Here is a 13,060-nt window from a genome sequence, read left to right on the forward strand (position 1 = left end):
TTGCTTTCAGCTCAATGCCTCACGGCACTTGAGACAGACATCATCCCCCTGCCCCACCGCCTCGGAATACACCCAGCAGCGCGGGCACTTGGTGCCCAGTGCGGGAAGCACCTCGACGGAGAGCGACGCGCCGTCACCGAAGGTCTGTGAAACATCCAAGGCCTTCGCTGCATCAGACGGATCATTCGCCAGCTCCACCTGGCTCACGATGAACAGCCCGGGCAGCTCCGCGAGGTGCGCCTCCAGCATCTCGCGGACCGCGCCCGTGGCGCTCAGCGCCACGCGGGCCTCCAGTGAAGCACCGATGCGCTTGTCCCGCCGCGCCACTTCCAGCACGCCCTGTACCGCGCTGCGCACCGCGAAGAGCTTCGCGTAGCGCGCCTCCAACTCCGGCGGCATCACGGCGCCCACGTTCGTGAAGCCCGCCAGGAATACGCTCTTCGTGCGCTCGCCCGGCAGGTGCTGCCACGCCTCCTCCGCCGTGAAGCTCATCACCGGTGCCAGGAGCGGCAGCAGTACCGTGAGCACCTCGTGCAGCACGGTCTGCGCGCCACGTCGCGCAGGCCCGTCCTGCTTCGCCGTGTAGAGCCGGTCCTTCAGGATGTCGAAGTACACGGCCGACAGGTCGTTGGCGCAGAAGTCCACCACCGTCGCGTAGACGAGGTGGAACTCATAATCCTCGTACGCCTGCCGCACGCGCGCGGCCACCTGTGCCAGCCGTCCGCGCGCCCACTGGTCCAGGGGCAACAGCTTGTCCCCTGCCACCGCGTCCTTCGCCGGGTCGAAGTCGTGCAGGTTGCCTAGCGCGTACCGCAGGGTGTTGCGGATCTTCCGGTAGCCCTCCGACAGCCCCTTCAGGATGGCGTCCGACAGGCGCACGTCGTTGCGGTAGTCGCTCGCCGCCACCCACAGGCGCAGCACCTCCGCGCCGTACTGCTGGATGACCTTGTCCGGGGCCACCGTGTTGCCCCGGCTCTTGGACATCTTCTCGCCCTGACCATCCACCACGAAGCCATGCGTCAGGCACGCCTTGTAGGGCGCCACGTCGCGCGTGCCCACTGACACCAGCAGCGAGGAATGGAACCAGCCCCGGTGCTGATCACTCCCCTCCAGGAACAGGTCCGCCGGCACACGCTGCCGCTTCGCCAGCACCGCGGACGCCATGCACGCCGAGTCGAACCACACATCCAGGATGTCCGTCTCGCGGTGGAACTCGCCCTTGCCGCAGCGCGGACACGTGAAGTCCTGCCCGAGGAAGTCCTTCACCGGCGTGCGGTACCACACGCCCGCGCCCTCCTTCTCCACCGCCGCCGCCACCCGCTCCATCACCTCCGGAGACACCACCGCGTCGTCGCACCCGTCGCAGTACGCGATGGGAATCGGCACGCCCCAGCTGCGCTGCCGGCTGATGCACCAGTCCGGACGGCCCTCCAGCATGCCCCGGATGCGTGACTGCCCCCACGACGGCACCCACTGAACCTGCTCCACCTGTTCCAGCACCACCTGCCGGAACGTCTGCGTGCCGTGGAACGGCGCGTCCATCGGGATGAACCACTGATAGGTCGCCGCCTGGATGACCGGCTGATGGCAGCGCCAGCAGTGCGGATAGCTGTGCGTGACGGTGTCCGACCTGTCATTGAGCAGCGCGCCCCGCTGCACCAGCAGATCCAACACCACCGGGTTCGCCTCGAACACGCGCCGGCCCGCGAGAACTTCGCCCACCGTGTCGTCGTAACGGCCGTCCGCGCGCACCGGGTTGTAGATGTCCAGGCCGTACTTCAGGCCGACCTCGTAGTCCTCCTGGCCATGTCCCGGCGCCGTGTGCACCAGCCCCGTGCCCGCGTCCAACGTGACGTGCTCGCCCAGCACCACGCGCCCCTGCCGCTCCAGGAACGGGTGCTGATACGTCACGTGCTCCAGGTCCTCACCCGTCGCGTACGCGAGGATGCGGGACGGATCCACCAGCGCCGGAGACGACACCTCGCCCGTGGGCAGCTGCACGTGCTTCACGGCGAGTTCGTCCGACTTCACCTCCGCCAGCACCTTCGCCAGCAGGTCCTTCGCCACGCAGAGGACGCGGTCCTCCAGCCGGTAGAAGACGTATTCGAACTCGGCGTTCACCGCGATGGCCAGGTTGGCCGGCAGCGTCCACGGCGTCGTGGTCCAGATGACGAAGGACACACGCTGACCCTTCAGCTGCGGCAGCTTGTCCACCAGCGCCGGCCCCGCGTCGAAGGCCACGTACGCGGACGGAGACGTGTGCTCCGCGTACTCTACCTCCGCCTCCGCCAGCGCGGTCTGGTCCTGGAGGCACCACGCCACGGGCTTCTTGCGCCGGTACAACATGCCCCGGCGCGCGAACGCGGCCAACTCGCGGACCTCCTGCGCCTCGTAGCTGAAGTCGAGCGTCCGGTAGGGCGCGTCCCACGTTCCGAAAACACCCAGCCGCTGGAACTCCGCGCGCTGGATGTCCACGAACTCCAGCGCGTACTCGCGGCAGCGCTCCAAGAGCGCGTCGCGCGACAGTGTGCGCTTGTCCAGCTTCTGTTCCTTGAGGCGCTTCTCCACCGCCTGCTCGATGGGCAGACCGTGGGTGTCCCAGCCGGGGATGAAGTCACACGGGCGTCCGGAGAGGTTCCGGAACTTCACCACGATGTCCTTCAGCACCTTGTTGAGCGCATGCCCGGCGTGCAGGTGGCCGTTGGCATACGGCGGCCCGTCCGCCAGCACGAAGGGCTCACGGCCCGCGTTCTTCGCGAGCAACTGTGTCCACACGTCCTGCTCCCGCCACCAGGCGAGCAGGCGCGGTTCGAGCTGGCCCAGGTTCCCCTTCATGGGGAACTCCGTGCGCGGCAGGTGGACGGTGGCGTCGAGATCCTTGCGGGAGGGGGCGTCGCTCATGGCTTGAGCGCCCGTAACACCCTCCCGCCGGTCCTTCAATCACACCCGCGGACTCACTCGTCGTGGTGGTCGTCGCCGTGTTCGTGCGTGTGCGGCTGGGGCGTGTTCTTGCCCTTGCCCTTGGGACACTTCTTGGCGCACTTCGCCTTCGCGGCCTGGAACGCCTTCGTGCACTTGTCCGTGCAGTTCCTGTCCTTGGCGGAGCACTTCTTCACACAGGCCTGCATCGTGGGGCCGGCGTTGATGGAGCACTTCTCGTCGCACGTCTGCGCGAGCGCCTGGGGCGCCACCAGCACCGCGCCCAACGCCATCAGTCCCAGCCAACCCCTCACCGCGATACGCGTCGTCATGTCGCTCTCGTCTTCCCTTGCCCGATGGCGTCACTCGCCCGGGCGAATGTCATCGTCCGCCGCCACGGCCCGGCGCACCAGCCGCACCGCCACCGGACCTTCCTTGGTGACGCCCAGGGTGAGCGAGACCTCCTCCGTGGAGGACTTGAACACGCGGGGTTGGATCTCCTTGAACCCCGCCTTGGTGAGCACCTCGCGGTAGAAGGCCTCCACGTCCGCGGTCGTCTTGCCCGGCACCGAGTAGCTCACCGTGTGCGAGCCCTCCGTCTGCGCCGTCAGCACCCCGGAGCCGCCGGGGAAGACGGGCAGCCCGGCGGGCTGCGGGGCCTTCGCCGCGCCCAGGTTCGCCTGCCCCAGGAACACCGTGGTGGTGCCGTCCGGGTTCACCTGGAGGATGGCCGTGTAGGAGATGAAGTTGCGCGTGTCGAGGCCCGTCACCATCGGTTCGCGCAAGAGCTGCGGCTGCTTGTATGCCTCCTGCACCGAGAAGCCCCAGGACTGGAAGCGGTCCACCACGCTCTGGAGGATGACCTGCGCCTTCTCCTTGCTGCGCACCGCGAGCAGCTTCACCGGCACGCCATTGGCGTCCACCTGCCCCGGCACGTCCACGACGCTGACGGTCTTCGGGATGTCCCAGGTGAAGTTGGCCCGTTGTGCCCACGCGGGGACGGCCCCCGCCAGCGCCAGCAACAGGGCCCAGCGCCCGATTCCACGCTTCATCTCCGGTCCCTTCCTACTGGCGGTGCGACCGCGCGGCCTTGACGGACTTGCCCGACTTCGGACCCGTGTCGCCCTCCGGCTTGGGGCAGCGGGACTTGCACTGGTTGAACTGGGCCTGGAACTTCTGCGCGCAGCGCGCGGAGCAAGTGCGGCTGCTGTCCTTCGCGGACCCCGGGCTGCTCGGCGCCGGACAGGCGGTGATGCAGGCGTTGAGCGTGTCCCCGTTCTTCGTCGCGCAGTCGGTGTTGCATGAGTTGCTGTCCGCGCGCGCGGGAGACGCCGTCAGACACACACCCAGCACGAACGCCAGCACTCCACCCGACAGCAGGCTTCGCATCTTCATCTTCAGCAATCCTTTCCAAGGAAGCAGCCGTTACGGTCCAGATAGCCCAGACCGTAATGGGGCGTGGTGATGCCAATCAGCGCGCCGGGCGACGTATTCCAAATATTGCCCAGTGGCGTCAGCTTGATCCAGGCCTGCATGAATTGGCTCTCCTCACCCGCCGCGCTCATCCAGAAGGTGTTCTCCCGCTGCATCAAGACCAGGGGCGGCAGCGGATTCATGAAGAGGGCATCCATGGCCAGGAAGCTGGCGTAGGTCGGGATGGGCAGCGTGGTGGGCTCGTAGACGCCCTTCGTGGCCGCGTAGAACGGCCCGTTGGTGCACGGCAGCGCCAGGTCCTGGAACAGCAAGCAGGTAGAGGATTCGAACTCGTTCGACAGGCCCCAGTCATCCACGAGCATGGAGAAGCTGCCCCGGCAGGTACCGCCCACCGCGCGGCCAATGCCACACACCTGGATGTTGGCGTTGGCCGCTTCCTGGTGCTGCTCGTTGTACAGGCCCGTCTCCGAGGACTGATCCAGGAACCGGGTGGGAATGTTCCAGGAACTCAGGTTCGCCTGGGACGTGCACGCCGTGCCGCCCTCGTCGCGGTAGATCAGCCGGGTCAGCACGGGGCCGTCCCAGTCCAGGCCCCCGTTCCGGCGGCAGTTCACGCGCAGGCCCGAGCCCTGCGTGAACACCTGCGTGATGGTGTCGCCGTGGTTGACGGACGACAGGCCGTTGAAGTCCGCGTAGCGCGCCTGCGCGTCCTCGCCCGCGCGCTGCATGGAGTCATGCGCGGAGCCGTAATCCGCGGGGATGTCGTGCATCTCCCCGTGCGTACCGTTCCACAGCGCGGACACCGCGGCCTCCTGCACCTTCAGCGACAGGAAGCCCACCTCCGCGAAGTGGATGCCGAACACCAGGATGGTGATGAACAGCGTGACGCCGAGGGCCGCCTCGACGATGGACTGGCCCCGCGCCTGCTGGCGGCGACGACGAAGATGGCTGTGCATCACTGGAACCCCCTGAAGCCCACGCGCCGCAACTCCTGGATGGTGGCGGCGGAGGAAGGAGAGCTGGAACCCAACGCGTCGATGGCGTCCTGAAGACCCGACTCGTCCGTGTCCACCGGCACCAGCGTGGCGCGCCAGTAGGGGTTGAGCAGGTTGGGCGGCTCACTCCAGTGGGAGACGCCCAGGCTGCGGCCACGGTGGTAGTACGCGATGCCCGTGGACAACGCCGTCTGGACGCCCAGCGGCGTGACGCCGTCCGCCATGGTGACGCTGGTGTTGTCGAACTTGCCCGCGTTCGGGTTCGGATTGGCCGCCTTGAAGCGGAAGCGGAACGCCAGGTTCCACGGGTCCTGATCCATCGCGGACATGGTGCTGCGGTCGCGCTGGATGACCGCGAAGTTCTTCGGCTGCCCGAAGTTGTTGTCCGCGCCGTTGGGCCACAGCTCCGTCAGGTTGTAGTCCAGGAACGGCGGCCAGATGCCCGGGCAGCTGGACGGGCCGCCCAGACACGGCGCCAGCATGTGCCGCGCGAAGGGCGCGGGGTCCGTGCCGCCAAACCACATATGCGTGGGCGTGGGCATGACGCCACCGGAGGCCGCGAACAGGGCAAGGGTCGGGACCGTACCGCCCACCATCACCGGGCACGGCGGTCCACCGCCATGCGCGATGTGGTTGTAGATGAAGGCCACGACGCCCTCGTCTTCGGCCGTGACGGCGGGAGCGTAGGGGGGGAAGAGCCCGTACTGGAGGATCGGCTTGCCGAAGTGGGACGTGCCCGCGGCGAGCGGGAGCGAGACGATGTCCGGCGGCAGGATGACGAAGGCCAGGTTCGCCTCGTGCGCGACGTACTGCTCGATGGTCCGCGACGTGACGAAGGTGAAGCCACGGCTTCCCATGGCCGCGTCCACGCTGTGGGCCACCGTCAGCGGCAGCGGATCACAGACCGCGCCGCCACCCAGGCACGCCGTGTTGTCCGCCAGCTCCTTCTTGGAGATGTTGCCCGCGGACGGCGCCAGCCACCCCGCGTCGTGAGGGTTCCTCCCCGCCACCAGGTCTCCCAAGATGTCGTTGGCGAAGCCCTGATCGTTCACCTTGTCCTTGAGGCTCCTGAAGTCCGCATACGAGGAGGCGTACAGCGCGCCCGCCGCCACCTGGTGCAGGCGCATCTGCAGACCCACCATCGGGTCCAGGGCCTGGAAGACGGCCTCCACACGCAGGTCCTCGCGCTGGAGCATGGTCATCAGCCGGCCCAGGTCCGTCACCCCACGGATGCCGCACTGGCACATGCGGGCGCAGAAGCCGTTGGACCAGGCGCAGGGGCAGCCCGCGGTGGCGAACGCCTGGTAGACGGGCACCCACGCCGCGTAACCGAACTTCGCCGCGTTCAGCTCGCCGCGGTAGAGGCTCGCCCAGTTCAAGAGGCTGGCCGCGCCCGCGTTCGCCACCATGTGGGCGATCTCCGCGCGGTTGCTGACGGCGATGGTGTTGAACGTGCGCGCCGTGGCCACCGCGTTGGAGTACGCGGCCGCGTCCGCCACCGTCTGCACCTCGATGCGCTCGCGCACCTTCATGGTGAACGACAGCGTGAGGGCCACCATCAGCAACAGCAGCAGCATGCTGAGGACGAACAGCACCAGGGTCTGACCGCGCTGGGGGGAGGAGCGCTTCATCGTTTTCACCGGGGACAGGCCATGGTGGCGAAGAAACGCGACTTCACGGGCGTCATCATTCGCATGGTGAACGTGGTGATGATGGGGAACACGTACTGCCGGTTGAGCACGCGGTCCGCCAGCTCCATGCCCAGCTCGCCGTCCAGATCGTGCACCGCCGTCACGTCACTGCCGTTCCAGTTGGCGTTGCGCTCGGCGACGATGAGCGGGTTCGCGTCCGTGTAGGGACGCAGGTTGAAGTGCGCCAGGAACATGCGCGACATCACCCAGTTGGCGAACGGGATGCGCAGCGGGTACCAGAACACCAGCTGTACCTCCAGCCGCCGCAGGTGGCCCGGCCGGTCGAAGTCGCTGTCCTCCGGGCTGTCCACGCCGCCGCCCGCCAGGTCCCGCTGGATCCACACGATGCTGCGGTTGTGCACGCCGTCCAGGCCCGGGCCCGAGTAGCGGTTGTTCATCCGCGCCGCGAACGCCTCCGCCAGGAGCCGGGGCGCGTCCGAACCCGCGCCTCGGGCCAGCGGACCGTTGAGCGAACCCGTCCCCTGCCCCATGAACGAGTGGAAGGTCGGAATCAGCGCCAGGATGGCCGCGTGGGTCATCCGCTCGCAGTCCCCGTGCGCCACGCTGCCCGCGCGCGTCGCCCGGAAGGCCGCGTAGTGCGTCATCACCCGCGCCTGCATCATCAGGAACAGCTGCAACGCGCCCAGGATGAGGAACGTCACCAGTGGCAGCGACAGCGCGGCCTCCACCAGGGCCTGGCCGGACTCGCCTGCTTCACGGGGGGATCGTGCGCTCATACGGAGGCTCATCCTGCGGGATGGGGGAATCTCGCAGTATCCGTCAAGTGACCGCCGACACACTGCGTCGGGGTCTGAAAGGGGGGCCGGGATTGTCTCAGAGGATGGGCCCGGTGAAAACTTCCTGGGGAATAAACACCCTCAGTGAAACCGTGTAACGACGCTGTTTCAGCGCGGTTTCAGCCCCTTGGCGTCGAGCTGATACTTCTTCACCAGCCGCTCGATGGACTTGCGGTGCAGCCCGCTCTCCCGGGCGGCGCGGGACAGGTTGCCCTCGCAGCGGGTGAGGACGCTGGTGACGTACTCGCGCTCGAAGTTCTCCAGGAGCTGCTCCTTGGCGTCCTTGAAGGCCAGGTGCTCGTTGAAGGGCAGCGGCCCCTCGCGGGCCTGGCCCCGGACGCGCGGGGGCAGGTGGGAGGGCAATATCTCCTCGCCCTCGTCGGAGAAGGTCAGCACGTGGGAGAGCACGTTCATCAGCTCGCGCACGTTGCCGGGCCATGGGTAGGCCATGAGCAGCCCCAGGGCCTCCGCGGAGAAGCGCTTGCGGCCGTGGGTGTCCACCACCTCCGGCTCCGCCAGCGCCCGCTTGAGGATGAGCGGGATGTCGTCCCGGCGCTGGCGCAGCGGCGGCAGCTGGATGTGGATGACGGACAGGCGGAAGTAGAGGTCCTCGCGGAAGTTGCCCGCGGCGATCTCCTTCACCAGGTCGCGGTGGGTGGCGGCGATGACCCGGCAGTCCACCTCGATGACGTCGTTGCCGCCCACCCGGCGCACCTCGCGGTTCTCCAGCACGCGCAACAGCTTGGGCTGCAGGTCCAGGCGCAGCTCGCCCAGCTCGTCCAGGAAGATGGTGCCCCCTTGCGCGCGCTCGAAGGCACCGGGGCGGCTGGACGTGGCGCCGGTGAAGGCGCCCTTCTCGTGGCCGAACAGCTCGCTCTCGATGAGGTTGGGCGGGATGGCGCCGCAGTCCAGCACCACCATGGGGCCCTTCTCGCGGCCGGACAGCTCGTGGATGGCGCTGGAGACCAGCTCCTTCCCGGTGCCCGTCTCGCCCTGGATGATGACGGACACGTCCATGGGCGCGATGCGCTTGATGAGCCCGAACACCTGCCGCATCTTCACGCTCTGGCCCACCATGCCGCACAGCTCGCCCTCGCGGTCGGGCTCCACCGCCACCTCTTCGTCCATGGGAGCGAAGGTGATGACCGAGGAGCCGGCGCGAATCTGCGAGCCCGGGGACAGGTAGGCCCGTTCGATGCGGCGGCCGTCCAGGAAGGTGCCGTTGGTGGAGTTCAGGTCCACCAGGAGGCGGCCGCGCTCGGTGTATTGCACCTCGAAGTGGTGGCGGCTGGCGGTGCGGTCCTCCACCAGCACCAGGTCGTTGCCCGGGTGGGCCCCGCAGCGCAGCCGCTCCTTGTCACTGACCATGGAGCGCCCGGTGTCCGGTCCCGACGTCACCAGCAACCGGCACTTGTGCATCTTCACGCTGGCGCGCGGATCCACCACCAGTGTCTCCCCCAGCAGAGGGGACTGGGAGGACAGCTCGAGGCCGACGTCTCCTGGATTGGTGTGGATGTCGTCGGGATGCGGGTTGGGTGCGGTCATCAGTGAACGCGAGGATAGCAAAGGGTGCCCACGTGCCGTGCCTCCACGCCTGTGCGTGCTAGTGTCCCGCGCCCCGCATGCCCCCCCGAAAAGCCCAGCCGAAGAAGGCGCCGGTTCCGCCTGGCGCACAGGCACCCGAGCGCGGTGACGCACCGCGACCCAAGCGGCCCCGCGTGAAGAAGACCGTGGCCATCCTGTCCCGCAAGCGCTCGCTGTACTCGACGCGCCGGCTGGTGGAGGCCATCAAGGCCCGGGGGCACCGGGCGCTCGTGTTCGACACGCTGCGCTGCTGCCTGCTGCTGGCGCGGGGCCAGCCGCGCATGACCTACCGCGGCGCGGAGGTGAAGGGCGTGGACGTGGTGATTCCGCGCATCGGCGCGTCCATCACCGCGTACGGCCTGGCCGTGGTGAATCACTTCGAGATGATGGACGTGCCGGTGCTCAACCCGCCCACGGCCATCGCGCGCAGCCGCGACAAGCTGCGCGCGCTCCAGTTCCTCGCCCGCGCGGGCCTGGACATGCCCCGCACGGTGATGGCGCACGACCGCGGCAACGTGCGCAAGCTGGTGCAGGAGGTGGGCGGACTGCCCGTCATCATCAAGCTGATCAGGGGCACCCAGGGCGTGGGCGTGATGATCGCCCACACGCTGCCGGAGGTGCAGACCATCCTCGACACCTTCTGGGACCTGGGCCAGGAGATCGTCCTCCAGGAGTTCGTCGCGGAGAGCGAGGGCCGCGACGTGCGCGCGCTGGTGGTGGGCGACACCGTGGTGGGCGCCATGCGCCGCAAGGCGAAGAAGGGCGAGTTCCGCTCCAACATCCACCGCGGCGGCGAGGGCCGCGCCATCACCCTGTCCTCGGACTACATGGAGGCCGCGGTGAAGGCTGCGCGCATCATCGGCCTGGAGGTCGCGGGCGTGGACATGCTGGAGGGCCGCGAAGGCCCGCGCCTGATGGAGATCAACTCCAGCCCCGGCTTCGAGGGCCTGGAGGGCGCCACCGGTCAGGACATCGCGGGCCACATCGTGGAGCACGCGTTGGTGTACGCGGGGACCCGGGGCAGCGCGTTGCGCGCACGGGCAGGCCGCGCTTCCTGATCCAGATGTTGTGTTGAAAGCAGGCACGCGAGCAGCACCTGCGTGCCTGCCCGCCTGCTCCATGGCATGCGTGCGGGACTTCACGGTGCGCACGGTGCCTTGGATGCTCCTCAGGAATACGGGAATGCCTTCGGGCGGGGATTGTCCAGGGGTGTTGGCAGCGGTGGGGATGCGCCTCTAATCTGGCGACCCCCGATGAAAACGCTGCACAAGCCGCTGCAGATCACCGTCTACCAGGATGTGCTTTGCGCCTGGTGCTACCTCGCCGACCAACGGTTGGAAGTGCTTCGCCAGGAGTTTGGCGATGCCGTCCGCTGGAGCGTGCGTCCCTACCCTTTGCGTCTGCACGACGTACTGCCCACGGAGCGCGAAGTGCGCGGGCTGGTGGAAGAGGTGAAGCGCGCGCAGCGCGAACCCGACCCCACGGCCTCGCTGCTCTCCACGGACCTGTGGCTTGGCGGTGATCCGCCGCGCTCCAGCGTGCCGGCGTTGGCGGCGTTGGAAGCCGCGCGGTTGCAGGGACCGCAGGCGCGGGCCTTCCTCGCCCGGTCCATGCAGCGCGCCGCGCTGGAGCAGGGCGTCAACGTGTCGCGCTCGGATGTGGTGTTCGAGCTGGCGTCGCGCGTGGGCCTGTCCATGAACCAGTTCTCCGCGGCCTTCCGTTCAGAAGAGACGCGCCGGCTCATCTACGACGAGCACCGGCTGGCCGGCAGCCGCGGCGTGCGCGGCGTGCCCTCGCTGGTGATTGGCGGCCGGTGGATGCTGTGCGGCCTGCGCGAGCTGTCCGAGTACCGCGAGCACATCCTCGCGTGCCTGGGCAAGGTCGTCACACCGCGCTCGGGTTTCTCCGAGCGGCTGGTGCACTGAGGTCGCCCGCGCGCCTTCGCCCTGTTCGCGAAGGCGCGCCGCCTTGCTTCCCTCGGCTTTTCAGCCCGGGAAGGACTCCGCGGCGTCCTCCCGCGGGGAGCGCATGGACAGGAACATCCCCGCGATGAGCAGCTGGGCCAGCGCCATGCCGGGGATGAAGCCCACGCAGCACACGAAGAACCCCGCCACCATGACGGCGCCCCCCGCGAGCCCCACGCCCAGGATGCTCAGGCGCTGACCGCGCGCGGCCTCCCAGCTGCGGCGCAGCACCTCCACGGGCGAGGGCGGCACCTCTTCGTACGCGAGCTCCGGCTGGACCAGGTACAGCGGCAGCACCAGGTACGCGATGGGCCCCAGCAGCACCAGGAACCCCAGCCCCATCACGCCGAGCATGGGCGCCAGCGCGCTCCAGACCTGGTCCGATGAGGAGTTCAGGTCCACGCCACTCAGGATGCCCGTGCCCACGAGCGCGAGGATGACCAGGACGCTCAGCAGGGCCAGCGGCACCATCACGATGGCGAAGACGAGGAGCATCGTCAGCGTGTAGGGCACCGCCTTGTGCATCTGGCTGAAGAGGCGCGCCACGTCCGCGCGGCCTCCGTGCAGCACGTCGAAGCACACGCGCAAGAGGCCCAGCTGCACCAGGCCCTGCACCAGCTGCTGCGCCACGAGCCCCACCACGCTCAGCACCACGGCGACGACGACACTGTCCACCGCCGCGCCAATGCCCGTGGCCACGTTGACGAGCAGGTTCGCGCCCAGGGACACGCCCAGGGTGATCAACACCGCGAGCGACAACATGCCCCACTCGCGCTGGAACGCCGCCCAGCACACGTCCCACAGCTTGCTGAAGTTCCAGTTCTCCCGCTGGAGCGGGAACGTGGCGCCGGAGCGCTCCCGGCACGTGGGGCAGCGGGGCGACGCGCCGTTCTGGCTGCACGTGTCGCACGTGAAGTTGCCGCAGCGGGCGCAGGTGCCCGTGGCCTCCCGCCCCGGGTGCAGCGCGCAGGACGCCCCCATCGCGCGTCCGAAATCCACATCCGACATCCGTATGCCTCCCAAGGCGCGGCGCCCCAGGGGCCGCGACCCGGGTGTCATATCAGGCGGGCCCCTTCCCTTCCCGGCGGGCAGGCGTCCCGGGTGAATTTCCGGGGCAGCGGGCCGTCATGGGGGGCAGAGGTTGCGAAGCGGGATGCTTTGAGGGTCCACTTCCGCGACAGGAGACTCTTCATGAACCGCTTGCTCGCCCTGGTCGTCCCCGTGGCCCTGCTGATGGGGACGGGCTGTGTCGTCGAGGCCCACTCGCACCGCCCCGTCGTCCGCCGCGCGGCCTACATCGCCCCCGCCGCCGTGGTGGAGTACCGGTTCGCCGGCGCGCACCCCGTCCCCGACGACTACGGCGGCGGCTGGTGCCCGGAAGACTACGCCCACGTCCACGACTACCAGCCGCCCCAGGCGTCCTACGTCTACACGGACGACGTCTACTACTACCGGGGCCCGACGGTGGTCTGGTACTGGGACTACCACCCCACCCCCAGCGGCGCGTACTGCAACTTCCACGGCCGCCACCAGCACGACTTCTATCCGCAGGGCTCGTGGGGCGCGGGCTACAGCTACGACCGCGGCACCCGGGGCTACCGCTGGAGCAACAGCCACTCGGCCTCCGCGGTCCCTGGCGGCCGCAACAACATCGCCCCCTCGCGGCCCGCCCCCGC

At 68.7% G+C, this 13,060-nt stretch carries 11 protein-coding genes and 1 pseudogene; 3 read left to right on the forward strand and 9 right to left on the reverse strand.

Translation table 11 applies throughout. The features are described 5' to 3' along the window. Window positions 1-6: 6 nt before the first annotated feature. From ileS to D7Y15_RS21940, 8 genes are all read right to left on the reverse strand, one after another. Window positions 7-2,901 carry an isoleucine--tRNA ligase gene (gene ileS / locus D7Y15_RS21905; RefSeq protein ID WP_121753808.1) on the reverse strand — a complete coding sequence of 965 codons (2,895 nt, stop codon included), beginning with the start codon at window positions 2,899-2,901 and terminating at the stop codon, window positions 7-9. A 53-nt stretch (window positions 2,902-2,954) separates the two neighbouring features. Further along, window positions 2,955-3,251 (reverse strand): hypothetical protein, encoded by a 297-nt coding sequence (locus tag D7Y15_RS21910; RefSeq protein ID WP_014400417.1) that lies wholly within the window; start codon window positions 3,249-3,251, stop codon window positions 2,955-2,957. Between the two features lie 30 nt (window positions 3,252-3,281). Continuing rightward, complete coding sequence (locus D7Y15_RS21915; RefSeq protein ID WP_121753809.1) at window positions 3,282-3,971, reverse strand: hypothetical protein; 690 nt, start codon at window positions 3,969-3,971, stop codon at window positions 3,282-3,284. 13 nt (window positions 3,972-3,984) lie between these two features. Further along, on the reverse strand, window positions 3,985-4,314 hold the full coding sequence (locus tag D7Y15_RS21920) for a hypothetical protein (protein ID WP_120597884.1): 330 nt from the start codon (window positions 4,312-4,314) through the stop codon (window positions 3,985-3,987). A 2-nt stretch (window positions 4,315-4,316) separates the two neighbouring features. Beyond that, window positions 4,317-5,309, reverse strand: a complete 993-nt coding sequence (locus D7Y15_RS21925; protein WP_121753810.1) for a pilus assembly protein — start codon at window positions 5,307-5,309, stop codon at window positions 4,317-4,319. Next, window positions 5,309-6,979, reverse strand: coding sequence for a pilus assembly protein TadG-related protein (locus tag D7Y15_RS21930; protein ID WP_121753811.1), 1,671 nt, complete (start codon window positions 6,977-6,979; stop codon window positions 5,309-5,311). Before D7Y15_RS21930 ends, D7Y15_RS21925 begins: the two co-directional genes overlap by 1 nt. 5 nt (window positions 6,980-6,984) lie before the next feature. Next, the gene (locus D7Y15_RS21935; protein ID WP_120575550.1) at window positions 6,985-7,776 is read right to left on the reverse strand and encodes a TadE family protein; all 792 of its coding nucleotides are present in this window, start codon (window positions 7,774-7,776) and stop codon (window positions 6,985-6,987) included. Between the two features lie 168 nt (window positions 7,777-7,944). Continuing rightward, window positions 7,945-9,381: a sigma 54-interacting transcriptional regulator gene (locus D7Y15_RS21940; RefSeq protein WP_172812962.1), complete on the reverse strand. Its 1,437-nt coding sequence runs from the start codon at window positions 9,379-9,381 to the stop codon at window positions 7,945-7,947. Between the two features lie 77 nt (window positions 9,382-9,458). Between D7Y15_RS21940 and D7Y15_RS21945 the strand changes: the two genes are divergently transcribed. Both D7Y15_RS21945 and D7Y15_RS21950 read left to right on the forward strand, forming a co-directional pair. Next, window positions 9,459-10,478, forward strand: coding sequence for a RimK family alpha-L-glutamate ligase (locus D7Y15_RS21945; RefSeq protein WP_120575549.1), 1,020 nt, complete (start codon window positions 9,459-9,461; stop codon window positions 10,476-10,478). 195 nt (window positions 10,479-10,673) lie between these two features. Continuing rightward, window positions 10,674-11,345 (forward strand): DsbA family protein, encoded by a 672-nt coding sequence (locus tag D7Y15_RS21950; protein ID WP_121753812.1) that lies wholly within the window; start codon window positions 10,674-10,676, stop codon window positions 11,343-11,345. A gap of 60 nt (window positions 11,346-11,405) precedes the next feature. Here D7Y15_RS21950 and D7Y15_RS21955 read toward each other — a convergent pair whose 3' ends face one another. Then, the gene (locus D7Y15_RS21955) at window positions 11,406-12,392 is read right to left on the reverse strand and encodes a hypothetical protein (protein WP_120575547.1); all 987 of its coding nucleotides are present in this window, start codon (window positions 12,390-12,392) and stop codon (window positions 11,406-11,408) included. Window positions 12,393-12,575: 183 nt separating this feature from the next. Between D7Y15_RS21955 and D7Y15_RS21960 the strand changes: the two are divergent. Further along, window positions 12,576-13,060 (forward strand): annotated as a pseudogene (locus tag D7Y15_RS21960) (hypothetical protein); the annotation flags it as partial.

Origin of the sequence: Corallococcus sp. AB030, from assembly GCF_003668965.1 — a bacterium.
In the GTDB taxonomy this organism is placed as follows: Bacteria; Myxococcota; Myxococcia; order Myxococcales; family Myxococcaceae; genus Corallococcus; species Corallococcus exiguus.